This window comes from Allobaculum fili, assembly GCF_020969955.1.
GTDB classification, from domain to species: domain Bacteria; phylum Bacillota_I; class Bacilli_A; order Erysipelotrichales; family Erysipelotrichaceae; genus Allobaculum; species Allobaculum fili.
In genome coordinates, this window is record NZ_JAHDSX010000015.1 from 1 (window position 1) to 23,949 (window position 23,949).

Here is a 23,949-nt window from a genome sequence, read left to right on the forward strand (position 1 = left end):
ACTTTGGAGAAATCGATACCGAGATCGATTGCAGGGATGATTGATTCCATGAAAAAGCCTCCTTGAATAAAGGAATTATCCCAAGGAGGCGGTCGAGAAAATACCCGTCTTTTATTTGACGCTTACGTATTTATTAACATTCATTTTTTCAAAAAGCGAAAGGAAAAAGCCGAATTCGTGTACTTTTCGAATTCGGCTTGATTTAAGAGTCCAGAATTATTTCCCGTCTGAATAGCCCGGAGCATTCTCCTCATTCTTTTTTTCGGAATCGGCAGACAGCCGGCCTTCTTTTTGAAGACTGGTAATCGAGGCCAGAAGCAGCGGATCCGTCTCTGGATTGACGCTTACTGGATTCGTCGTTTTGGAAGTCCGGATTTCCTCCGTCTTTGTTTCGGGCAGCGGTACAGTGGCTGTTTCCGGTTTCGATGAGGCCTGCATGGTCTCTTCCAGACTGGAAGGCTTTTTGGGTGCAGGTTCTTTTCCAGTAAGTTCTTCTTCCAGAACAGACGGGCTGGCCGGTTCTTCTTGAACATAAACGTCGTCGACGGCTTCCCCGTTTTGCACGGACGATTCGTCATCCAGGACAGGCTCCGCTTTGCCGGTATCCGCACGAACCGCACTCTTCTCTTTCGAATCGGCGAGCGGAATGTTTTCGGCCGGATCGAGCGGGAAGCTCATGATGGCTTTGAAAATGTCGCCGTCGGTCTGAATGATGAAGTCGCCGTTCTGGACTTCGACAAAGCTTTTGATGATCGCCAGACCCAGACCGCTTCCCGCTTCGTGACGGCTGGCATCGCCGCGTACGAAACGTTCCATGATCTGTTCGGGATCAAAGTCGAGAATGTCTGCTGACGTATTGCGGAAAATCAGCTCGCAGCTCGAACCGCGGTTGATCAGGGTAATGAATACGCGGGAGCCGGGCAGCGAATACTTGCGGATATTGGAAAACAGGTTGTCGATGACGCGGACCATCTTGTTCGGATCGAGATCGATCATGACCGGTCCGTCCAGATTCATAATCGTTTCGAGCTGTTTTTCCGCCAGCGTATCGATCCATTCGGCCTGCACCTGTTCGACCAGTTCACACAGATCGATGTGAACGAGATCGAGTACGATATCGCCGCTGGTCGCCTTGGTGATATCAAACAGGTCTTCAATCAGCGAAGCCAGACGGGCGGAATAATTTTGAAGATGGCTGGCGTAATGATGAATATCGTCCATGTTGTCGGACATGCTGATGAGCTCGGAATAGCTCTGAATGCCCGCTACTGGCGTCTTCAAGTCGTGCGAAACGTTGGAAATCAGCTGGGACTTGGACACCTGGCTGGCCAGTCCTTCGTTGCGCGCGTTTTCGTAATTGCCCGCAATATGGACCAGATCACTGACGATCGGATTGAACATGCCGGCTTTTTCCGGCTTGAACTCGCTGTAGTTGCCCATGGCCAGAGAATGCGAAGCATCCAGAACGTGCTGAAAATCCTGCGAGATGGCTTTGGCAATGCCGACTGCAAAAAGAATGGCGATCAGGCAGCTGATCAGCACAGCCGCAATCAGTCCAAAAAGGTCGAAAAACAGGACGCCAAGAAGCATGAATGCTCCCGTCAGAACGATCCATAAAGCAGATAGTATCGTCAGACGGAATACGGGCATGTGCCGGTTTTGCGAAGAGAAGCTTTCCAGAATCCAGTCCTGGGCATGCACATAACCCCAGTAGCAAAGAGAATCCTGTTCCACAAAAGCTGCCGGACCCATTTTGAAAATGCGCTTAATGTAGAGCGCGATCAACGCGACAGTCATAAAAACCAGGAACCAGAGCAGAATGACGGTCGCCCAGGCGACCAGTTCCGCCTGCCAGTCGTTCATCGCAAAGGAAAGGTACTGCGCCTTCAGCGAACCGTTCGCAAAATTCATCGTGACACGGTTCAGGCCTGGGGAAAGAATCGCGTACATACCGCCAAGAACGAGAATCGCAAACAGCGCCTTCATCCGGCTGAGCTGTGTCAGTAAAGGCAGCCCTTCTTCCAGCCGGTAGCGAAAGAGCAGGACGAACAGAACCACGACGATGGATCCGTATAACATACAGAAATCAAATCCGGTCTGGTTGACGTCCGCAGCGACGCGGGCGACTACGCCGCCGTTGGGCTGCAGCGTTTTGGGTACGTAGTAATGAATGGAAAAATCGTCCGGGAGCACCAGCGAATACGCGTATTCGCAGCCGCTTGGCGAATTGCGCCGCTCTTCGGGAACGAGCGCCGGATTGACGAGAATCGAACGCGCCCTCGAAAAGGAGACGTCCGGCTGAATTGCCCCGGAATACGTGATGCCGCCCGCGGAAGAGCGGATCGTGTAGTCGAGTGCACCGTCGGTCTGGTTATACGAATCTTTCCAGTTGTGGGAATACTCGTTTCCGCCGTAGCGGATAATCCAGGCGAGGTTGGAATCGCGCGCCAGAGATTCGGCGGAAGAGCGAATGCTGTTGCCGGCGTTTTCCTCGATGTACTGCCGTATCGTCGAATCGGTTTCCTCATCCGTTTTCAGCCATTCGGTGCCCGGAACTAGCGATCTGGCCCGGACCACCGCCATGGCTTCGAGCGACGGGGCCAGCGCTTCGGTAAAGACATCGAGCGTTTCTTCCCCCTGCAGGGTAATTTTGGACGTCAGTTTGGTCGCCAGCGTACTCAGGATGAGCAGCAAAATGCAAAGCAGGCAGGTAAACACTTTCGCACCGTTCGATTTCCCGCTTTTTTTCAGTTCCGGCTTTGCCGATTGAAAGCTGGTGCTGCTTTTGGGCTCGTCTTCAAAGGCTGTATTCGGCGCGCTCTGCGTGCTGTCCAGACTTGCCGTCGAAGCCGGCTCGATCAGCCGGGCTCCGCTTATCATGCCGTCAGAGGATCTTTGCGCATTTTGTAGCCGAGGCCCCAGACCACCTGAATGTACTGCGGCTTTTTCGGATCCTCTTCGATTTTTTCACGCAGTTTTCGAATGTGGACGGTAATGGTTTCGGTCGAAATCGCATCTTCTTTCCAGACCAGCTCATAAATCTCGGCTGCGGAATAGACACGCTCGGGATGGCGCATGAGCAGTTCAAGAATCTGGAATTCCTTCGGGGTAAGATGCACCGGCTCATTGCGGACAAACACTTCCTTGGTCATCGGATTCAGAGACAGATCGCGGTTGACGAGCGAAGCGTTATCGGGTTCATCCTTGGCGTTTTTCATTTCCAGAAAACTGTCGTAGCGGCGCAGCTGCGCCTTGACGCGGGCGAGCAGTTCCATGGACGAAAACGGCTTGGTCAGATAGTCGTCGGCACCGATCGTCAGGCCGTTGATCTTATCGACTTCTTCGGATCTTGCCGAAAGGATAATAATCGGGAAATCATAATTTTTACGGACTTCCTGAATCATGGTCAGACCGTCCATGACCGGCATCATCAGATCGACGATGGCCAGATGAATTTTGTCTCCCGCTTTGCCAAGCTCTTCCAGGCCCTGTGCGCCGTTGGCGGCCAGCAGGACCTCGTAGTTTTGTGAACGAAGATAAATCGCAATCGCATCGCGAAGCCCCTTTTCATCTTCAACAACAAGAATCGTATGGTTCATCGTGTTCCCCTCTTTCTTTTCCTGTCTCCAGACGGATCGGAATTTCCCGTTTGCCTGCCGCGTATGTTCGCGCCAGAGCTTCCAGTCTGGTTTTATCTTCTAATTCTGGTGTCTGCACAGGCTTTTCTTAAGCAGACACTATGCTTTCAGTATAAAGCGCCGTATGCATCTGCGCGCTTTTTTAAGAAAACCTTCAGATGGCCGGAAGAATTTTTCCAGAAGCCCTCTGGATGGACCAGATGCGATGCAAGGCTGCAGATAGCTTTCTCCAAACACTCTCCAGTTGGAGAGAATTCTTGCCGATTTCCGTAAAAAAAGCCCCGCAGACTGCGGAGCAAAAGCGCTTCATAAAGCAGGACCATCCAGGGATTCGATCCGCATTTTTTGCCCTTATCGGACCGCCGTTTTATTGCGTACGGCTTTCTTTTCCCCGGTCCGGTTTTCCTGCAGATCCGAAAGACCGGCCAGCCGGCGCGCTCGATCTTCCATCGCCTTTCGTCTGGCCCGCTCGAGCATGACGCTCTGCAGCGAGGTATGTTCCAGACCCGCATTCGCACGGTTTCGATGCTTCGACTTTGGTGCATGCACTCGTTCGGCGCTTCTGACCGGGCGGCGAAAGCGGATCGGCCGCATGCCGCCGGTACAGAACAGATGGACGCCGGTTATCAGCACGATCAGTAAAAGAATGAAAACGAGTCTTCGCTCCGGTACGGCAAGCAGACCGAGCAGAAGCAAAACGAAGTACAGCCCCCACCGGCCGGCGCTCGCTTCCCAGTCGCAGCGCGTGAGCCAGAACCAGCACGGATAGCTCACCAGCAAAACGATCGGTCCGCAAAATACCAGGGTGATCATGCTCGAAACATCCATGAGCAGACCGGCCAATATCTGACCAACGACGCACAGGACAAGGTTTCGCATCGCTTCTTCAAATTTAAAGCGGCCGCAGACCATGAGAAAGGAAAGCAGCAGGCTGATCAGAATTGTAAACGGGATCCGGGATCCTTCCCCGGAAGCCAGAAGCAGGCCGCTGGCCATGCCGACATTGCCGGCGCCAAACCAGAACAGCGAGCTCTTCCAGTACTTTTTTATATTTCGGCTGCAGTGCCTTGTCCAGAAGCGCGTCCGGTCACAAAATTTCTTCCATCCTGCGCGCCAGGACGAAGCGGACGGAGCCGACCGGCGTTTTGATCCGTTGTAGACCGCTTTAGGATTTGTCTTTTTTTGTATTGCCGAGTCCATGCGCTCACCTCGCTTTCCAGTTTACTGTCTGGTGTCAAAACTTATCCTGTGAAATTCTTATCAATTTTGAAAGATTGTCTGTACCGCTTTTTCCGGCAGCCTGCAAGGCAGGCCGGTATCGTGAAAAAAGCGCATTTCCCGGGGAAACGCGCAGGATTTCAGAGAGGAGTCTTGCTCTCTGTACAGACGAGATGAAATCGGGCACTTTTGTACGGCTTCCGATTCTAGATTATTTCTTGTCTGGAATAGATAGTCTAACTGGATGCCTAGTAGTTTTCAACCGGGCGGCGTTCGGCTTTCAGATTGTGCTTTTTAAGCGAACGCTTCGCGAGTTCGGCTTCGACTTCATGCCAGCTGACATCCTTCTGTGCCATCAGCACGCAAAGATGATACAGCAGATCGCCCATTTCGCCGATCAGATGTTCCTTGTCCTGACTGAGCGAGGCGATAATGACTTCCGTGCACTCCTCGCCGACTTTTTTGAGAATCTTTTCTTCGCCTTTTCCAAAAAGATACGCCGTATACGAGCCTTCTTCCGGATTGGCTTTGCGATCCATGACGGTTTCGTACAGTTCCTGCATTTCGTTATTCTTCATGCTCTTTCTCCTCAAAGCTTTCCAGCTTGCGATAAAAACAAGTGCGATTGCCCGTATGACAGGCAGGACCGGTACTTTCTACCTGAACGAGCAGCGTATCCCCGTCGCAGTCCTTGTACATCGACTGAACGATCTGGAAATTGCCGGACGTTTCGCCTTTGATCCAGAGCGCATTGCGGCTTCTGGACCAGAAGGTTGCTTTTTTCGTTTCCAGCGTCTTTTCCAGCGCTTCTTCATTCATCCAGGCGACCATTAAAACGGTGCCATCTTTGGCGTCCTGCACAACGGCCGGGATGAGTCCGCCGCCTTTTTCAAAATCGAGATCGAAATCCTTGCCCGTCATCGAACCGCAATCCCCTTTCCTTTCAAATAGTCTTTAACATCCGTTACGCTCAGCTCATCGTAGTGAAAAAGCGACGCAGCCAGGGCAGCATCCGCGGCGTCTTCTTCAAAGACTGTCGCAAAATCTTCGAGCTTGCCGCAGCCGCCCGAAGCGATCAGCGGCACGCTGACGGCCTTTCGAACGGCTTTGCACAAATCGAGGTCAAAGCCCTGCTTTGTGCCGTCCGCATCCATGCTCGTCAGAAGAATTTCTCCGGCGCCAAGACGCACGCCTTCTCGAATCCATTCGATCGCGTCGCGTCCGGTATCGATCCGGCCGCCGGCTTTGTAGCAGTGCCAGGAACCGTCGGGCTGCCGCTTGGCATCGACCGCCAGCACAATACAGCTCGAACCGTACATGTGCGCGGCCTGTTCGATCAGTTCGGGATGATCGAGCGCGGCGGAATTCAGAGACACTTTGTCCGCGCCGTGATTGAGCAGATCACGGATCTGTTCGATCGAGGAAATGCCCCCGCCTACGGTCAGCGGAATAAAAACCTGTTCAGCCACGCGGGCTACGGTTTCGACCATCGTCTTGCGGCCCTGCCAGGTGGCTGTAATGTCGAGAAAGACGAGCTCATCCGCACGCTGGTCGTTATACTTTCTGGCCAGCTCCACCGGATCCCCGACTTCCTGAATGCCTTCAAAATGAACGCCCTTGACGACTTTGCCATCGCGTACGTCCAGACAGGGAATGATTCGTTTCACTAACATGACGCATCCTCCCCCACGCCTTTTCCGGCCGCAATCGCCTCTTTTAAGGAGAGCGATCCGGAATAAATCGCCTTGCCGGCGATGGCGCCATACAGATTCTGCTTTGCAAGACGCTCAATATCGCTCAGCTGACTGACGCCGCCGGAAGCGACCAGCTGACAGTCTGTAAAGGAAGAAAGATGCTCCATCAGATCAAAGGAAGGGCCCATGAGCATGCCGTCCTTGCGGATATCCGTAACGATCAAAGTTTGAACACCAGCCTCTTCCATCTGTTTTACGGCGTCATCGAGTTCGATGCCGCCATCTTCGAGCCAGCCGGCGACCATGACCCGGCCGTCTCTTGCATCAAGCGAGACGGCGATCCGATCGCCGTACTCTTCACAAAGGTCCTTGACCATCTGCAAATCTTCCAGAGCCGCTGTGCCCAGAATGATGCGGTGCATGCCATGATCGAGGTAGCGTTTCGCATCGGCTTTTGTTCGGATGCCGCCGCCCACTTCCGCTGGAATATGGAGTGCGTTTGCGGCTTTTAAAATGAGTTCATCGTTGACGGGATGACCGGCTCTGGCGCCGTCCAGATCGACGAGATGAATAAACTCGGCGCCGTCGTTTTCAAACGAAGCGGCGGTGCTCAGCACATCGGCAGCGACCTGACTGGCCTGATTGTAGTCGCCCTGACGCAGGCGAACCGGCTTGCCGCCGAGAATGTCAATGGCTGGAAAAATAATCATGCGCCAAACTCCTTTCCAAACCATTCCAGAATACGCAGTCCCGTCGTTCCGGATTTTTCCGGATGAAACTGGCAGCCCAGAACGTTGTCTTTCCATACGATGGCCGGAACCGTATACGGTCCATAGCTGCAGTACGCCGCCAGCTCGGACGGATTCCAGTCCATACCCGCGTAGCTGTGGTCGAAATATACGTACGGATCGGCTTCGATTTCTTTCGCGATTGGAAAATTCGAAGCGCAGTACAGACGGTTCCAGCCGATTTGCGGAACCGGCAGCGTAATCGCTGTTCCGTCTTCATGAAATTCAATCGGCTCCATGGCTTTCACGCTTCCCTGCAGAAGGCCAAGACCTTCGTGTTCGCCAAATTCAAACGAACGCTCGTACAGAGCCTGCATGCCCAGACAAATGCCGAGCAGCGGGATGCGATCTTCTTTGACTTTTTTCAGAAGCCATGTATACAGGCCGTTTTTGTGCAGAGCGCCGATCATGTCTTCAAACGCGCCGACCCCGGGCAAAATGAGCTTGGAGCAGTCTTCGAGCTCCGCTGGCGAAGAACCGATTTTCGTCTCCAGACCCAGATGGCTGCAGGCGGACGTCACGGAATGGAGGTTGCCCATTCCATAATCAATAATTCCAATCATTCCAGCACCCCTTTCGTCGACGGCAGACGGTCGCTTTCAATCCGGATGGCCTGACGGATCGCCCGGCCCAGTCCTTTAAAAATGGCTTCGATCTGGTGGTGATCGTTTTTGCCATACACGTGGACATGCAGCGTCAGCCCCGCGTTAAAGGCGAAGGCGCGCAGAAATTCTTCAATCATTTCCGTGGAAAAGCCGTTGATCGATTCCCGGTGAAACTGTACGTCCAGTACAAGATACGGGCGTCCGGAAAAATCGAGATCGACCTGCGCAAGACTTTCGTCCATCGGCAGGCGGCAGTTTCCGTAGCGGGCAATGCCGCGCTTGTCGCCCAGGGCATTTCGAACGAGGCTTCCTAATAAAATCCCGGTATCCTCGATCAGATGATGGTCGTCCACATCGACATCGCCGTCCGCTTTCAGACGCAGATCCATGCCGGAATGAAAGGCGAACAGCTCAAGCATGTGGTTAAAAAAGCCGATGGGCGTCGCAATGGAGGCTTCGCCTGTTCCATCGAGATCGAGCGCGATCTCGATCTGGGTTTCTTTTGTAACACGGCGATCATTCGATTTACGCATGCTCTTCTCCTTTGGAAAATTCGAAATTTTCGCTCTTCGAAAGTTCTGAATGGTTTGCGTTTCTGTCATTAAAGGCTTTAAGAATGGCTAAAACCTGGTCGTTTTCTTCGGGCAGGCCGATCGTAATGCGGATGCGCTCCTTATTGCCGTACGTACGAACGGTAATGCCAGCCTCTTCAAACGCCTGTTCGAGCGCTTCAATCGATTTTGGATCGTCCTTTGGACGCAGCGCATAAAAATTGGCGTGAAATTCGCCCGCTTCCAGAGAGGAGAGGGCTTTGAGTTCGTCCTGAATGCGGTTCGACTCGTCGACGATGACGTTCAGATAGTCTTCCATGATTTCCGGATGGGCCAGAACAGCACGTGCGGCGAGCTGATCAAGCGTCGAAATCGAATAGACGATTTTATACAAAGCCAGCTTCTCGAGCAGCTGCGGCGAAGCGCTCAGATAGCCCAGCCGAATTCCCGCGGCACCCCAGGCTTTGGAAAGCGTCTGCGTGACGATCAGATTGTCATGTTTTTCAATCCGATTCAGAGCCGACTGATCACAGAAGTTCATATACGCTTCATCCGCAGCCAGAACAATCGGATCGAGCATAGTCGCCAGCCGGTCAATTTCCTCGCGGGTTAACAGATGCCCGGTCGGATTGTTCGGGTTGGAAAGCAGGACAAGTCCTGCATTGTGTTCTTTAGCGAAGCGGACAAAATCGTCGAGATCAAACGAACCGTCCCACGCGGTATCATACAGACACGTATCGGACTGGATGCAGCCGGCGTAAAAGCGGTACATGCCAAAGTCCGGATTGAGCATGACCAGCGTTTTTCCATCCCGGCAAAGCGTGGTAATCATCAGCTGCAGCAGCGCGTCGCTGCCGTTACCCACGACAATTTCTTCCGGCTTCAGACCGGTCTGCTTCCCGATGGCCTTGCGCAGTTCGATGGCGTCGTCATCGGGATAGCGGTTAAGCGCGCTCTCCTGAAGCAGCGCGTGAAACGTATCGAGGATGCGGGAATCCCAGGGTCTGGACGATTCGTTGGCATTGAGCAGGACGCCCTGGTGGCTGTGCGCTTCATAGGTATAGCCCATGGCTTACTCCCCTTCCTCGCGCTCGATCTCATCCTGGTTTTCGGACGCGTCGTGCACGCGGATGCGCACCGCGTTGGCGTGCGCTTCGAGATCTTCCTCCTGCGCCATGCGAATGATCTTGTGTCCATTCTTTTGAAGGGCCTGATCGGAGTAATACATATAAGAAGATTTTTTGGTAAACGCGTCGACGCCTAAAGCGGAAGAGAAGCGGGCTGTGCCGCTGGTCGGCAGAACGTGGTTGGTGCCGCCGAAGTAGTCGCCGATGCTTTCGCACGTCGTATAGCCGAGGAAGACGCTGCCGGCGTTTTTAACGAGCGGCAAATAGTCGATCGCGTTTTCCACCTGAAGTTCGAGGTGTTCCGGTGCGATTTCGTTGGAAATTTCAATGGCTTCATCCATCGTATCGGTCAGAATGGCGGTTCCAAAAGAAGCCAGGGACTGTTCAATAATTTCTTTTTTCGGCAGAACGTCCGTCTGTTCGCGCAGCGCCTGATTGACCGCTTCGATGAGCGGTTCGCTGGTGGTGACCAGAATCGAGGATGCCATCGGGTCGTGTTCCGCCTGGGAAAGCAGATCGGAAGCGACATGATCCGGATTGGCGTTTTCGTCCGCAACGACGAGAATTTCACTGGGTCCGGCGATCATGTCGATATCGACTTTTCCAAAAACCAGCTTTTTCGCTGCAGCGACGTACATATTTCCAGGGCCGGTAATTTTATCGACCGGCGCGATCGTTTCTGTACCATACGCCAGTGCGGCGACCGCCTGCGCGCCGCCGGCTTTGATAATTTCGGTGACGCCCGCAATTTTCGCCGCGGCCGCCAGGTTGGGTGAAATCTTTCCGTCTTTTCCCGGAGGCGTCGTCATGACAATGCGGCGAACGCCGGCCACTTTGGCCGGAATCGCGTTCATTAATACGGAAGAAGGATACTGCGCCCGACCCCCGGGGACGTAAATGCCGACCGCATCGAGCGGCAGCACCCGCCAGCCGAGGTATACACCGTCTTCTTTTTCCAGAGACTGCGGCGTCTGCACCTGCGTTTCGTGGTAAGCCAGAATGTTCTGGGCGGCTTCCTGCATGGCCGCGACAAATTGCGGATCGGCTTTGGCCGCCTGCTCTTCGAGCTCTTCATTAGAAACGATAGGATCGTCCAGATCGATGCGATCAAACTGAAGGGTCAGATCGTGGAGCGCCTGATTTTTGCCGGAACGGACTTTTTCAATGATGGAACTGGTCTTCACCAGCATGTCCGGCGAAATTTCATACGCACGGCTCTGAAGGTAGGCTTTCAGTTCAGCCCGGTCGTCTTTTCCAATGGTTTTAAGCATTTTCACTCACCGCTTTCTGCAGATCCAGAAGGACCTGTTCAATTTCCTTTTTCTTCAGCTTCCAGCTGGCTTTGTTCACAATGACCCGCGCGGAAATCTCGCAGACTGTATCGAGTACCTGCAGGCCGTTGGCTTTCAGGGTGCTGCCGGTTTCCATGATGTCGACGATGCCGTCCACCAGACCGATCAGCGGCGAAAGTTCTACCGACCCGTCGATCTTGATGATTTCCACGTCCATGTTGCGTTTCAGAAAGTATTCTCGGGCGACGTGCGGGTATTTCGTACCGATGCGCACGCGTCCTTTTTTGGTAAACAGATCCGAATCGGGCAGCGCCGCGACAATGAAGCGGCACTTGCCGGTGTTCAGATCCAGCATTTCGTAATAGTCCGCCGGGTTTTCGAGAAGCGTATCCTTGCCGACGACGCCCAGATCGGCGGCGCCGTGCTCGACGTACGTAATGCAGTCGTTGGATTTCACGAGCACGTAGCGAATGTCGTGTACCGTATCGGGCAAAATCAGCGCCCGTCCTTTGTTGCGAACTTTTTCGGTTCCGTAGCCGGCTTCTTCGAGCATCGTCAGCGTTTTGTCTTCGAGCCGGCCTTTGGTCAGCGCAATCGTCAGACTCATGGGCGTACCTCCATTCGGGTTTCAATGTCTTCCAGGCCTTCTTCTTCCAGCAGGCAAACGGCGAAATTTTTGCGGATGCGCGCCGCCTCCGCAAAGGCTTCTCTGGCTTTGTGCGGCGGATAGGCCAGCACGATTTTGCGGCGCTCTTCCTGATCCGGAAGGAGAGCCACTAACGGATTGATTTTAAAGGCGAATCCGATGGAGGGCATCGAATTTCCAAAAGCGCTCATCAGATTGTCATAACGGCCGCCGGAAAGCACCGCGTTCGAAGCGCCGGGAACGAACGCTTCAAAAATGATGCCGGTGTAGTAGTTGAGATGCGGCAGCTTGCCCAGATCAAAGCCGATCATCTCGCCGTAGCCGGCTTCTTCCAGAAAACGACCAGTCGCTTCGAGCTCTTCGAGAACGGCTACAGTCGACGGATCGAAGGCGAGTGCCTTGGCTTTTTCAAGGGTTTCAAACCCGCCGTCGAGCAGCGGAAGGTGCAGGAAATAGCGCCGTATGTTCTGGTCGAGATGCTTTTCATCGAGAAAGTTCTGCAGTTCGACCATCGACTTCTTATCACTCAGATCCGCGAGCGTCGCAATATCGTCTTCGTCATCAAAAACCAGACGGGCCGCGTCGGAAAGCAGACGCGCATCCGACATTTCCAGACGCCAGTCTTTCAGACCGTACGACTGCAGCGCCTTGAGCGATTCCAGCGCGCAGATCAGAACCTGCAGATCGTCGGTGCTGCCGATCAGTTCGACGCCGCAGTCAAGAGTCTGAATGGCTTTTCCGGTATAGGCTTTGCGCAGTTTCCACACATCGCTCAAATAGGACAGACGCAGCGGATGAGCCGCGTTTTTCAGGGCGGTCGCGGCGATGCGGGCGATCGGAATGGTCATGTCCATTCGGAGCGTGACAATATCCTGGTTTTCGTCGAACAGCTTGACCATCTGCCGGTCTTCGAGATTGGAAAACGCCTGATTGTACGTCTGGTAGTATTCCATCGCCGGCGTGCTGACTTCTTCAAAGCCAAAGGCATCAAAGACATCGAGAATCTGCGAACATAAGGCTTTTTGCTTGCGCACATCGCGCGAGAGCGCGTCTCGACATCCAAACGGGGTTCTCAGTTCCATGACAAATCCTTTCCGGAATGGATCTAAAGATCCATCCCTTTGTTCTGATCGTTTACGGGTTTACGCCATTCCTGGCGTTTCTGGCTTAAATTTCTGACTGTCCAGACGGTTTTGAATTTTTCAAATCCGTCAAAATCCAGCCGTAGAAACAAAAAAACTTTCACCCCAAAGGACGAAAGTATCGTGATCCCACCTTTTTTTACGTTCTCCTCGCGAAGAACGCCTCTGCAACTGAAAAGACAGTCTGTCCTTTAACGGAGACATCCGGGATCCCATTTCCTGAATCCGGCTCCGGGCTGTGATTCCATCCTGTCTCTGTCTTCCTTTCACCGTACGGAAGCTCTCTGCTCAGTTCAAAGATGTACTGGTGCCCTTCTGCGCCTTTGTGAATTTATTCCAGATTTTATAAATCGCCCTGTGCGGTGTCAACTTTCCCTCCCGCAGTTTACAAAGGTCTTCCGGCGAATGTTTCATTTTCTTACATTTTTCAGACGCTTTGTGCGTTCTTCAAAGACGTTTTGACCGCTGTGTCTTCACTTTCCATCCAAAAAGAAAAGAAGTTCCCAGGCTGAGAACTTCCTGCTCGAACAAATCGATTCTCCCTCAGGCAAAGACGCTTTCCCTTTGCCCTTCTGGCCGCTTTCTTTTAAAGGCAGTAAAAATATGCGCAAAGTCTGTCTTCAGTGCGATCCGGCCGCACGAAAGCAGCAGAAGCGGGGACAGGCTATCGATTTCTCGTTTTATTTCTCTCTTTCGCGTGTGCGAAAGCCGGGTGTACGCCTCCTTTCTGCATGAAAAAACGGAAACAGCGCCTTCGGCTGTCTCCGCGATTATTTCTGCAGAATTCCCTCCGTTGGCATTATCCAAATCAGGTTAGCGGTCGGAGCGCCCAGCTCCCTCTCAGCTCATTTGTGAGCTCCCGTGCTGTTCTCGTTTTCTTTATTGTAGGCTCTATGTGAAAAAAGGAAAGGCTTTGCGTACCATACAGCCTTTCCCGAGCGGCGGTCGCCGTTCTAAGCGCTTTCTCTGACAGTGCAGCAGACATCATAATCCGTACGTCTCAAATCATGCCCTCCGCAAAGCGGATCGGACAGGATAAAGAATCGATACCACAGAAAAGCCGTGAAGGCAAAATCCGGACAGACGGAAAACCGAAAAATCGAGCGATTGGGCGATGGCTTGTCCAGCCCAGAAAAAAAACGCGCCGGATGAACGTCCGACGCATTTTTTCTGAGCTTTGCAGAGTCTTCTTTATTTCTGCTGGGAGCGGATATAGTTCAGCGTGCCGCCCACATAGAGCGTAGGCAGATCTTCCAGTCCAAACTGACTGTTGAGAACATACGTATGGCCTTTGGTCTGGTTGATGACGCGAAGTCCCTGTTCTGGGTCGAGGTCGTGCAGATTTTCGAACGTGAGCACGTCCATCTCGTCGATATCGTCATAGTCTTCCGGATTCTGGAAGGTGAGCGGAAGAATGCCGAAGTTGATGAGGTTGGCCAGGTGAATTCGCGCAAACGATTTGGCCAGAACCGCCTTGATGCCCAGATACATCGGGGCGAGCGCCGCATGTTCGCGGCTGCTTCCCTGTCCATAGTTTTCGCCGGCTACGATAATACCGCCGTTATTGGCTTTGCAGATTTTGTCGAAGCCTTCCTTATTGTTGCGGAACACGAAAGTCGACAGCTTTTCGATATTGGAACGATACGGCAGCACTTCCGCACCGGCTGGAGCGATGTGGTCGGTCGTAATGTTGTCTTCGAGCTTGATGACGACTTTCTTTTCGAACGCATCCGGCAGCGGATCGTTGATCGGAAGCGGCTTAATGTTGGGGCCGCGTACAATTTCCACGTCTTCCGGATGCTCGCTTGGCGCAAGAATCATGGAATCGTCGATATAAACGGGTTCAATAAAATCGCTGTCCGGATAGTCGATCGCGCGCGGATCGGCGAACACGCCGGCAATCGCGCTGGCCGCGGCGGTTTCGGGCGAAACGAGGTAAACGCCCGCTGAGTTCGTTCCGGAACGGCCGTAGAAGTTGCGGTTGAACGTACGCAAAGAGACGCCTTCGCTTTTTGGAGACTGGCCCATGCCGATGCAGGGACCGCACGTGCATTCGAGGATGCGCGCGCCGGCTTTGACAAACGTCTGGAGCGCACCGTTTTCCATCAGCTTAATGAGAACCTGACGGCTGCCCGGCGAAACGACGAGTGAAACGTTTGGCGCAATCGTTTTGCCTTCAAGAATGGCAGCAGCTTTCATCAGATCTTCAAAACCAGAGTTGGTGCAGGAGCCGATAGCGACCTGATCGACTTTCTTTCCGGCGAGCTCTTCGATGGATTTGACCGCGTCCGGAGAATTTGGACAGGCGGCAGCCGGAACCAGCGTGGACAGGTCGATGATTTCGACGTCGTCATAAACGGCGCCTTCGTCAGCTTTCAGTTCGATCCAGTCTTCTTCCCGGTTCTGTCGCTTCAGAAATTCGCGGGTGCGTTCATCCGAAGGGAAAATGGATGTCGTTGCGCCGAGTTCCGCGCCCATGTTCGTAATGGTCGCGCGCTGGTAAACCGAAAGCGAATTTACGCCGTCTCCGGTATATTCAAACACTTTGCCTACGCCGCCCTTTACGCTGCGGCGGCGCAGAAGTTCAAGAATGATGTCCTTGGCCGAAACGCCATGGGGAAGCTTTCCCGTCAGGCGCACTTCAACGACTTTTGGATAGGCAATCGTATAAGGCAGACCCGCCATCGCCTTGGCAACATCGAGGCCGCCGGCGCCCATCGCAAAGCTGGCCATGGCCCCGGCCGTCGGGGTGTGGGAATCCGAACCGATCAGCGTCTTGCCCGGACGGGCAAACCGTTCGAGATGTACCTGATGGCAGATCCCGTTGCCGGGTCTGGAAAACAGAACGCCGTGCTTAGCGGCTACAGACTGCAGATAGGCATGGTCATCCGCGTTCATGAAACCGGACTGGAGCGTGTTGTGATCGACATACGAAACGGAAAGTTCCGTCTGCACCTGATCTACGCCCATGGCTTCGAGCTGAATGTAGGCCATCGTGCCGGTTGCATCCTGGGTGAGGGTCTGATCAATGCGCAGATCCGCGGGTGTGCCCGGGGTATGGGCATCGTTGAGTACGTGTGAATCGAGAATTTTTTGAGTCAGAGTCTTCTTCATAGTCGTCCCTTCCATTTTTTCTTCTAATGATATCAAATCGGTTGTAAACGGAAGTTTTTTCTTTCTGAAAAACCCGATTTCCCGTTTTCAATGTTTGAAATGTGTTTCACTTTGTTATACTGACTCAAACATTGAGCGAAGAAAGGGGTCTTTTTTTATGAGCACTTCTCTGAAAGCAGTTTATCGCGACTGTCTGCCGGACAATTCGATCGAGCCGGATCTGTATTCCATTTATCACGTGAAGCAGGGGCTGCGAAATGAAAACGGCACCGGCGTCAAAGTCGGCCTGACCCGCATCTGCGATGTCATCGGCTACGAGATGGTCAAAAACCATAAGCGCCCGATCGACGGCGAGCTGATTTACCGCGGCTACTCCATTAAGGATCTGGTCGCCATGGAAAAGCTCGATTCAAAAATCCGCGGCTACGAAACCGCCGCTTTTCTTCTCATTTTCGGAAAGCTGCCCAGCCCGGCGGAACTCGGAGAATTTCAGTACGCGATCAAGCATCACTTTTCGAGCAGTCTCGTTTTTGAAACGTACCGGACCAAGGATCTGCTTAACGCCATGCAGATCGAAGTTCTCAAACTGTACGGCCTCGATCACAACCCCGATACCGATACGCTGGAGGACCGCATGATGAAGGGACTTTGCATTCTTTCTTCTCTGCCTCTTTTCGTGTTCTCGGTCTACTCGCATAAGAAAATTTCTTCCTATCCCCTTCCCGCCGCCGGCTTTGCGGAAAACGTGCTCTGGATGGCCAGAGACAACCAGCCCTACACGAAGCAGGAAGCCAGAGTGCTGGACGTTTTGATGATGCTGCACGCGGATCATGGCGGCGGCAACAACTCCACCTTCGCGGATGTCGTCATTTCTTCCACCGGTACCGACATTTACTCGTGCATTTCCGCGGCCATCGGCTCGCTCAAGGGACCGAAGCATGGCGGTGCCGCCGGCAAAGTCGGCGCACAGACGCAGATGCTTCTGAAAAAGCTGAACAAGGATTCGAGCGATGAAGACGTGCTTCAGCTTTGCGAAGACATTCTCGATAAAAAAGAAGGCGACGGTTCGGGTCTGATTTACGGCATCGGCCACGCCATTTACACGAAAAGCGATCCGCGCTGTCAGCTGATCAAGGAAGAAGTCCGCCGGCTGGCGCAGGAAAAAGGCGAACTGGAAACGTTCGAACTGATGGACCGCTTTGAAAAAGCGGCGGTCGCCACGATGAAAAAGCGCAAGGGCACGCACGTCTGCGCCAACGTCGACTACTATTCCGGCTTTGCCTATCACATGCTTGGCATCGACCAGTCGCTCTTTACCCCGCTCTTTGCGACCAGCCGCTGCGCCGGCTGGATTGCCCATCATCTGGAAAACCGGCAGAACAATCGCAAGCTGATTCGACCAGCCAACATTTATGTCGGCGAACACCGTGTTCCGAAAGTCTTGCAAGAGGCGCGGACAAAACAGCCCGGCGAAACCCAGTAAAATTCGTACGCATCGTCCAGTCCCGGAACTCTCAGGAAAAGACGATGCGTTTTTCTTTTTGAAAAGGCAGAGTTTTTTCGAAGACAAAAGGATTTTTGCGGCCTCGTCTGGATGCATCCTGGCAATGCTTACCGATGGAAAACAGACGTTTTCTGGCCGTTGGTTTCTGCTATACTGGTCAGAGTACGAAAGGCGGATTTATTATGCTTGACGATTTTAATACTGAAGAGAAAATCAAAGACTTATTTAAGAGCAGTCATCTTCCCAAAGGAAAGGAAGACTATCTGATTGTTTATTCGACCTGGCCTACGACAGCCATGATTTTAGGGGGCGCCGGCACAGCCATGACTTCGGATGTCGATTCCGCCTACGGGGGCTATCTGGTGCAGATTTGCGATGACGGCCTGAACCTGCTTCCGCTGGTTCGCAAAAACAAGCGCGACGGCGTGTTCGCGGCAGCACGCATGGATCTTTCCACCACAAAAGGCATCCGTCTTCTGCGCGAAGACATCGCTTCCTTCAAAAACCGTCCCGCCAACGGCTTTCTGCCCTTTGCCCGCGCGATTACCATCACGACCAAAGCCGGCAAAAAATACGTCTGGATGATTAACAAGAAGGAAAAAAATCTGCCCTATCACGAAAATGGAATGCGCGCACTTCTCGAATTTGGAAAAACGATTCATTAGTACAGCGGCATGCAAGAGCGGCCGAATCCATACGGCGGTTTCCCTGCGTTTCATGGCGTTTCCATCGTTCTGGATTTTGTTTTACCCTCTGCACATAGAAAAACGACCGCGATTTCGGACTGTTCCGGGTCGCGGTCGTTTTGCGTTCGAATGGGCGTTTAATCTTTTCGTTTTAGCCGATGCGGGCTTCGAGACGGCGGCCAATCGCCTGCAGGAACTCGGTCGAGTTCAGCTTAGTGGCCGGACGGTCGCAGAGCGCGACCAGATCGCCGGTCATTTCGCCGTCTTCAATCGTCTGCAGCGTCGCTTCTTCGAGATCGTCCGCAAAATGAATCAGTTCGGGAATCTCGTCGAATTCCGCGCGTTTGCGCAGCGCACCGCTCCAGGCAAAAATGGTAGCCACCGGGTTGGTGGACGTTTCTTCGCCTTTGAGATAGCGATAGTAATGCCGGGTGACGGTACCGTGTGCAGCTTCGTATTCGTAGTTGCCGTCCGGAGAAACCAGAACGGACGTCATCATGGCCAGCGAGCCAAACGCGGTGGAAACCATATCGGACATGACATCGCCGTCGTAGTTTTTGCACGCCCAGATAAAGCCGCCTTTCGAGCGGATGACACGGGCAACCGCGTCATCGATCAGCGTGTAAAAATACTCAATTCCAGCCGCTTCAAACCGGGCCCGGTATTCCTGGTCGTACACTTCCTGGAAAATATCCTTGAAGCGGTGATCGTACTTTTTCGAAATCGTATCCTTTGTGGAAAACCAGAGATCCTGTCTGGCGGACAGCGCAAATTCAAAGCAGCTGCGCGCGAAGGAATAAATGGAAGAATCCTTGTTGAACTGACCCTGCAAAACGCCCAGGCCTTCAAAACGGGCAATTTCTTCTTCGATTTCAATGCCGGAATCGCCGGTAAAGACAAGACGGGCTACGCCGGGTTCTTCTACGCGGATTTCCGAAGCCCGGTACACGTCGCCAAAAGCGTGACGGGCAATCGTGATCGGCTTTTCCCAGGTGCGAACAGCCGGCTTAATGGAGCTGACCATGATCGGCGTACGGAAGACGGTTCCATCCAGAATGGCACGGATCGTACCGTTCGGCGATTTCCACATTTCGGAAAGGCCGTATTCTTCAACCCTCTGCTTATTGGGGGTAATGGTCGCACACTTGACGCTGACGCCGTATTTTTTGTTAGCCAGCGCTGCATCGATGGTGACCTGATCCTTCGTCGCTTCCCGGTTGACCAGGGAAAGGTCGTAGTACTCGCTCTTCAGATCCACGTACGGAAGAATCAGGATCTCCTTAATCTGAGACCACAGTACGCGGGTCATTTCATCGCCGTCCATTTCGACCAGCGGTATTTTCATCTGAATTTTCATAAATTTTCCTCACAACGCATTTATTCTAATCAGAGTGAAAATGGTTTTCAAACCTGCCGGGGCCGGTTCCATTGTTTCGACTGGCTTTCCATGGGTTTTGAGTACTCTTTTCCAAAATACAAAAAGCGGGCCGTTCTGGTCCGCCTTTCTTTTCCTGAGATTAAACGTCTGTTTTCGGACTGGATCGCCTACGCAAAGAGAATGCCAAGCGTGATGGCGAAGAGCGCAAAGCTGATAATGGCTGCGATCATCCATCCGGTTTTTACCTTTTTCAAAGAAGCGACTTCTTCTTTGAGAAGTTCGATTTCATTTCGTTCCAGATCCTTTTCCATTTTGGTTTTCGGCTCGGCCATATACTCTCCCCGCTTTCCGTTTTTTCGTTCTGTATGCATTCCAGCAGATCTTCGATTGGAAGGTCCGCAGGACGGATTGGAAAGATCCTTTTTGCAAACTTGTCTTCGCTCATTTTACCATGATTCGGGGGCGCCCTTACGGACACGATCGAAAGTCTGCCCGGCAATGCCTTCCTGATCTCCCCGCTGCGCGTTTCCGCCCACAGGAAAAGACGGTCCGAAGACCGTCTCTTTTCTTGTGGGAGCAGTGAGATCGCTATTCCTGCGCTTCCTCTTCCTCTTCGGATTCTTCTGAAGCAGAAGAAGGTTTGTGCAGGGTAAGAATATACGTTCCGTCTGCGGGGAGTTCTTCATCTTCCTTGGGCTCGCCGATAATCTCGAGCTCACAGGGATATCCCATGGATTCAAGGGTATCGAGAAGCCCCTGTTTGCCAAGCTGTTTGGTAATGCGGTAGCCACAGGCACAGTTTCCATACTGTTCCAGGCAGGAAATGATCCAGGCTGGGATCTTGCTTGAACTTGAAGTGGACATGATCTGACCTCCTGTTAATTTGTGTTCGGACTTGCGTGTCGTGTTAAGTGTACCCCACATTGAAGAAAAACCGGACAGAAAGAAACGCAATTCTGTCCGGCACTGGGGATTTCAGAATGAGAAAATATTACTTCTCGAGAATCTCGATCAGTTTTGGATAGTAGTCGTAACGGCCGTCAATGACGCGGAGCGCATCGCGGACGATGCCTTTGGCTCTCTGCAGATCGAAGGATTCGTAAACGCTGGCGAAGCGGTAGTAAATCTGATCCTTGAGCTGGTTCTCACGCAGAACGTAAGAGTAGCCGTCGTTTCCTCTGGCGTAGTCGCCGTGCTTGATGTACAGGTCGGCGATATCCATGAGGGCGCGGTTCTGCCAGGACGCCAGGTCTTCAAACTGAGCCATGACGCCATAGAGGAAGCCTTCGTAGTACTTCACATCGTTGTACTGCCAGCCGGCCAGGATCGTGTAGGCAACGGTCATGAAGCGGTCGAGCAGGCCGTGAAGATCCGCCGGGATAATGGTTTCCATTTCTTCGAGGGATTCGATGCCGTTCTGCTGGGCATAGACGAGAACCTGACGTACATCATCGAACAGATCCTTGTAAATGGCGGAGTCGTTGATGCCTTCGTTGATCAGCATGCGATCGACATCCTTCGCGATCTTTTCAGCAAGCTTGCGGTTGTCTTCGGCTTTATTCGGAATACGGGCAGTCAGACGGTCGCAGAGGTATTCGATCACGTTTTTCGAGAATCCGTCGACTTCGAATACGTATTTCTTTTCGGTCTTGTCGGCGAGTTTTTCGTACGCGTCTACGGCTTCTTCAATGCTCTTGGCACGGGTGAGTTCGCCAAGCAGCGTATCGAGATCCATATCGACGCCTACAGCGGACATCATATCCATGAGCGTATTGTCATCGAGCGTATCGTAGAACGCTTTTTCTTCCGCGCTCATATGTGTGATAGCGGCTTTGGCAGCGCCTTTGGCCGGGCGCACTTTGGAAGCGAGCACTTTACGGCTGGCCATAGCGGCTTCTTCACAGCGTTTGGCGGCAGTTTCCGGATCCATGTTGGATACAATTTCCGGAATCAGCTTGTTAATGGCTTCCGCAGCGGCTTCCTTGTCGGTTTTTTCGACTTTCTTAGCAGCTTTGCGTGCCGGTTTCTTAAAGGTTTTCCTGGCTTCGGCAGAATCCTTGGCGCTGCGGGCAGCGAGGTTTACCTGACCGAACGTATGGGCAGCCGCTTTGGCCGCGAGCACTTTACGGCTTGCGTCTTCTGCGCGGACTGGAGTTTCTTCTGCGGTGAGTTTCGCGACGCCTTCCATGACTTCCACGCCGGCTTTTACTTCGGCGCCTGTGGCGTTCAGACCGGCTTCGATCTGCGCTTTCGTCTGATCGCTCTGACTTTCTTCATACGCTTCTACGACAGCGGCAGATGCTTTGGCAGCTTTCTTTGTCGTTTTCTTAGCGGGGGCTTTCTTTTCAGCAGCCTTTTTTGCGGGGGCTTTTTTTGTTTTTGGAGCAGCTTTCTTCTCGGCCAGGGCGTCAATGCCTTCCATGATTTTTACACCGTCTGCGGCTTCATCAGCAATAACGGTTTCCGCAGCGACTTTTTTGGCTTCCGCTGCGATGCCTTCCATAACTTCCACGCCGGCCTTGGTTTCTTCAGCGAGAACTTTTTTGGCAGCATTCACTTCGGCAACGGTCTGATCGCTTGCGGCAACAGCTTTTTCTGCCACCTTTTCCTGCTGTTTGTCTACGATGGCATCTACAGCCTTTTCGTAGGCAACGCCGCCTGCGGTTTCGGCCTTGAGCATATCAATGTTCGCATTGATTTCTGCCTGGGTCTGATCGCTGTTTTCCACGAGAGCCGGTTTTGCGGCTTTCTTGGCAGCCGTCTTTTTCGCGGCTGGTTTTGCCTTTTCAGCAGCAGCTTTCTTCGCTGGCGCTTTTGCGGCTTTTACAGGTTTTTTATCGGAATCTGCGGCTTCCTTGGCAGATGCTTTTGCGGGAGCTTTTCTGGAAGCTGCCGGTTTTGCGGGGGTGCTTTTCTTCGAAGCGGCACTCGCTTTTGCGGCAGGCTCTGGTTTTACAATTTCTTCAGTGCTGTTCGCAGCTGTATCTTTTTTGGACATACGTAGCCTCCAATCCATTCTTTCCTTATTAGTATATCATTCTCGCCATTTTTGCACTCTCACATGAACAAATCGCAAAAGCGCGAAACGCCTTTCTTTATCGGCCGGATCGCCCGTCCGTACCGCTGCAAACTCCCGTTTTCACAAACCGCTTCTGGGGTTTTGCGCACCGGGGGACTTGCAGTATGTTTTTACAGGCGTGATGCGAAAAGCATACAGAACGTCATTGTACCGTGAAAGATTATTTTTTCCTACAAAATGGTTCAAGGGCATCTTTAAGCTTGCTTTAAAACAGAGCGATATACTGAAACCATCAAAGATAACCAAGGAAAAAATTCATATCGAAAGGAGTTTAGTATGGCAAATAACACACCCCCAAGAGTACCGAACAGAAAGTCTTCCAACCGTAAGATTTACACCAGTGTAGCGGTCATCGGCCTTTGCACGGTTCTTCTTTCCGGCGCGGCAGGCTTTGCGGGTTCCTATTTTGGAAATGCGGCAAGCCAGCCTTCGCAGCCGGCTTATAAAACTTCGGACAATACCGCAAATTCGTCCTCGAACGGTTCAACCTCGACAGCCGGCTACACCGTAACCGATGTATCGGATGTTGTGGCCAGGCTCCGTCCTTCCGTTGTGGAAATTACGACGGAATCGGTAAGCTCCGGCAACTCCATCTTCGGCCAGTACACCGCGCAGGGCGCCGGATCGGGCGTTATCCTGAGCGAAGACGGCTACATCGTTACCAACAACCACGTTGTGGAAGATGCGGATACGATTACCGTTAAGACCTTTGACGGCAAGGAATACCCGGCTACCCTTTGCGGCACCGACCCGCAGACGGATATCGCCGTCATCAAAATCGATGCGCAGGGCCTTTCGGCAGCCACCATCGGCAATTCCGATGACATTAAAGTCGGCGAAGCGACAATCGCGATCGGCAATCCGCTCGGCTCGCTGGGCGGCACTGTTACAACCGGCATCATTTCCGCAGTCGGCCGTGAAATCACGATTGAAAACGAAACGATGACGCTGCTCCAGACCGACGCAGCCATCAACCCGGGCAACTCGGGCGGCGGTCTGTTCGATGCCAACGGCAATCTGATCGGCATTGTCAACGCCAAGCAGTCCGATACCGGTATTGAAGGTCTTGGCTTCGCCATTCCAATCAGCGATGTCACCAACGTCATTGACGATCTCATCAGCAACGGTAAAGTCACTTCCCGTCCAGTTCTGAATGTCAGCCTGCAGGACATCACCGACAGCTACTTCAACTACAACTCGCTTGATCCAGGCGTATACGTTGTACAGATCGTTCCGGGCGGAACCGCAGATGCCGGCGGCGTGAAATACGGCGACAAGATTATCTCGTTTGACGGCGAAGAAATTTCTTCTTCCTCGGATGTACGCAACATCCTCAAACGCCATAAAATCGGCGATGAAGTTGAAATTGTCGTTGAACGCGACGGCCAGCAGCAGACGCTGAAGCTCACGCTCCAGGGCCCCGCAGACTAACCCTTCCCTTTACATAAACCCTGCTGTTCATCCCTTCCTGCCATTGGCGGCTATGC

The 23,949-nt window shown here is 52.8% G+C and carries 21 protein-coding genes, 1 riboswitch and 1 other annotated feature; of the genes, 3 read left to right on the forward strand and 18 right to left on the reverse strand.

Going from position 1 to position 23,949, the window contains the following annotated elements:
- Positions 1-216: 216 nt before the first annotated feature.
- The 14 genes from Afil_RS04965 to Afil_RS05030 all read right to left on the reverse strand — a co-directional run bounded on the left by Afil_RS04965 (position 217) and on the right by Afil_RS05030 (position 15,815).
- Positions 217-2,880 carry a sensor histidine kinase gene (locus tag Afil_RS04965; protein ID WP_230267447.1) on the reverse strand — a complete coding sequence of 888 codons (2,664 nt, stop codon included), beginning with the start codon at positions 2,878-2,880 and terminating at the stop codon, positions 217-219.
- Positions 2,877-3,599 carry a response regulator transcription factor gene (locus tag Afil_RS04970; protein WP_230267449.1) on the reverse strand — a complete coding sequence of 241 codons (723 nt, stop codon included), beginning with the start codon at positions 3,597-3,599 and terminating at the stop codon, positions 2,877-2,879. The genes Afil_RS04965 and Afil_RS04970 overlap by 4 nt, the downstream gene beginning before the upstream one ends.
- A gap of 390 nt (positions 3,600-3,989) precedes the next feature.
- On the reverse strand, positions 3,990-4,838 hold the full coding sequence (locus Afil_RS04975) for a hypothetical protein (RefSeq protein WP_230267450.1): 849 nt from the start codon (positions 4,836-4,838) through the stop codon (positions 3,990-3,992).
- Between the two features lie 266 nt (positions 4,839-5,104).
- Positions 5,105-5,434, reverse strand: coding sequence for a phosphoribosyl-ATP diphosphatase (hisE, locus tag Afil_RS04980; RefSeq protein WP_230267451.1), 330 nt, complete (start codon positions 5,432-5,434; stop codon positions 5,105-5,107).
- Positions 5,424-5,777: a phosphoribosyl-AMP cyclohydrolase gene (gene hisI / locus Afil_RS04985; protein WP_230267453.1), complete on the reverse strand. Its 354-nt coding sequence runs from the start codon at positions 5,775-5,777 to the stop codon at positions 5,424-5,426. The genes hisE and hisI overlap by 11 nt, the downstream gene beginning before the upstream one ends.
- Positions 5,774-6,529, reverse strand: coding sequence for an imidazole glycerol phosphate synthase subunit HisF (hisF, locus tag Afil_RS04990; RefSeq protein ID WP_230267455.1), 756 nt, complete (start codon positions 6,527-6,529; stop codon positions 5,774-5,776). Before hisF ends, hisI begins: the two co-directional genes overlap by 4 nt.
- The gene (hisA, locus tag Afil_RS04995) at positions 6,523-7,260 is read right to left on the reverse strand and encodes a 1-(5-phosphoribosyl)-5-[(5-phosphoribosylamino)methylideneamino]imidazole-4-carboxamide isomerase (RefSeq protein WP_230267457.1); all 738 of its coding nucleotides are present in this window, start codon (positions 7,258-7,260) and stop codon (positions 6,523-6,525) included. Before hisA ends, hisF begins: the two co-directional genes overlap by 7 nt.
- Positions 7,257-7,901 (reverse strand): imidazole glycerol phosphate synthase subunit HisH, encoded by a 645-nt coding sequence (gene hisH, locus Afil_RS05000; protein ID WP_230267459.1) that lies wholly within the window; start codon positions 7,899-7,901, stop codon positions 7,257-7,259. The genes hisA and hisH overlap by 4 nt, the downstream gene beginning before the upstream one ends.
- Entirely contained in the window at positions 7,898-8,476 is a 579-nt protein-coding gene (gene hisB / locus Afil_RS05005; RefSeq protein WP_230267460.1) for an imidazoleglycerol-phosphate dehydratase HisB, read from the reverse strand. Before hisB ends, hisH begins: the two co-directional genes overlap by 4 nt.
- Positions 8,469-9,563: a pyridoxal phosphate-dependent aminotransferase gene (locus tag Afil_RS05010; protein WP_230267461.1), complete on the reverse strand. Its 1,095-nt coding sequence runs from the start codon at positions 9,561-9,563 to the stop codon at positions 8,469-8,471. The genes hisB and Afil_RS05010 overlap by 8 nt, the downstream gene beginning before the upstream one ends.
- Positions 9,564-9,566: 3 nt before the next feature.
- Positions 9,567-10,892: a histidinol dehydrogenase gene (gene hisD / locus Afil_RS05015; RefSeq protein ID WP_230267505.1), complete on the reverse strand. Its 1,326-nt coding sequence runs from the start codon at positions 10,890-10,892 to the stop codon at positions 9,567-9,569.
- The gene (hisG, locus tag Afil_RS05020; RefSeq protein WP_230267463.1) at positions 10,885-11,520 is read right to left on the reverse strand and encodes an ATP phosphoribosyltransferase; all 636 of its coding nucleotides are present in this window, start codon (positions 11,518-11,520) and stop codon (positions 10,885-10,887) included. Before hisG ends, hisD begins: the two co-directional genes overlap by 8 nt.
- Positions 11,517-12,641 carry an ATP phosphoribosyltransferase regulatory subunit gene (locus Afil_RS05025; protein ID WP_230267464.1) on the reverse strand — a complete coding sequence of 375 codons (1,125 nt, stop codon included), beginning with the start codon at positions 12,639-12,641 and terminating at the stop codon, positions 11,517-11,519. The genes hisG and Afil_RS05025 overlap by 4 nt, the downstream gene beginning before the upstream one ends.
- Before the next feature lie 165 nt (positions 12,642-12,806).
- Positions 12,807-13,028, reverse strand: a binding site (T-box leader).
- A gap of 440 nt (positions 13,029-13,468) precedes the next feature.
- A riboswitch (TPP riboswitch) is annotated at positions 13,469-13,573 on the reverse strand.
- 319 nt (positions 13,574-13,892) lie between these two features.
- Positions 13,893-15,815 (reverse strand): aconitate hydratase, encoded by a 1,923-nt coding sequence (locus Afil_RS05030; RefSeq protein WP_230267466.1) that lies wholly within the window; start codon positions 15,813-15,815, stop codon positions 13,893-13,895.
- A gap of 157 nt (positions 15,816-15,972) precedes the next feature.
- Between Afil_RS05030 and Afil_RS05035 the strand changes: the two genes are divergently transcribed.
- Positions 15,973-17,298, forward strand: coding sequence for a citrate synthase (locus Afil_RS05035; RefSeq protein ID WP_230267468.1), 1,326 nt, complete (start codon positions 15,973-15,975; stop codon positions 17,296-17,298).
- A 134-nt stretch (positions 17,299-17,432) separates the two neighbouring features.
- Entirely contained in the window at positions 17,433-17,984 is a 552-nt protein-coding gene (locus Afil_RS05040; protein WP_230267469.1) for a hypothetical protein, read from the forward strand.
- Between the two features lie 172 nt (positions 17,985-18,156).
- On the opposite strand, the gene Afil_RS05045 is transcribed toward Afil_RS05040, so the two are convergent.
- The 4 genes from Afil_RS05045 to Afil_RS05060 all read right to left on the reverse strand — a co-directional run bounded on the left by Afil_RS05045 (position 18,157) and on the right by Afil_RS05060 (position 22,381).
- Positions 18,157-19,362, reverse strand: coding sequence for an NADP-dependent isocitrate dehydrogenase (locus Afil_RS05045; RefSeq protein WP_230267471.1), 1,206 nt, complete (start codon positions 19,360-19,362; stop codon positions 18,157-18,159).
- A gap of 188 nt (positions 19,363-19,550) precedes the next feature.
- Complete coding sequence (locus tag Afil_RS05050) at positions 19,551-19,715, reverse strand: hypothetical protein (protein ID WP_230267472.1); 165 nt, start codon at positions 19,713-19,715, stop codon at positions 19,551-19,553.
- A 256-nt stretch (positions 19,716-19,971) separates the two neighbouring features.
- On the reverse strand, positions 19,972-20,247 hold the full coding sequence (locus tag Afil_RS05055) for a hypothetical protein (protein ID WP_230267474.1): 276 nt from the start codon (positions 20,245-20,247) through the stop codon (positions 19,972-19,974).
- Between the two features lie 127 nt (positions 20,248-20,374).
- Positions 20,375-22,381 carry a hypothetical protein gene (locus Afil_RS05060; RefSeq protein ID WP_230267476.1) on the reverse strand — a complete coding sequence of 669 codons (2,007 nt, stop codon included), beginning with the start codon at positions 22,379-22,381 and terminating at the stop codon, positions 20,375-20,377.
- A 357-nt stretch (positions 22,382-22,738) separates the two neighbouring features.
- On the opposite strand from Afil_RS05060, the gene Afil_RS05065 reads away from it, so the two are divergent.
- The gene (locus Afil_RS05065) at positions 22,739-23,893 is read left to right on the forward strand and encodes a S1C family serine protease (protein WP_230267478.1); all 1,155 of its coding nucleotides are present in this window, start codon (positions 22,739-22,741) and stop codon (positions 23,891-23,893) included.
- Positions 23,894-23,949 lie beyond the last annotated feature (56 nt).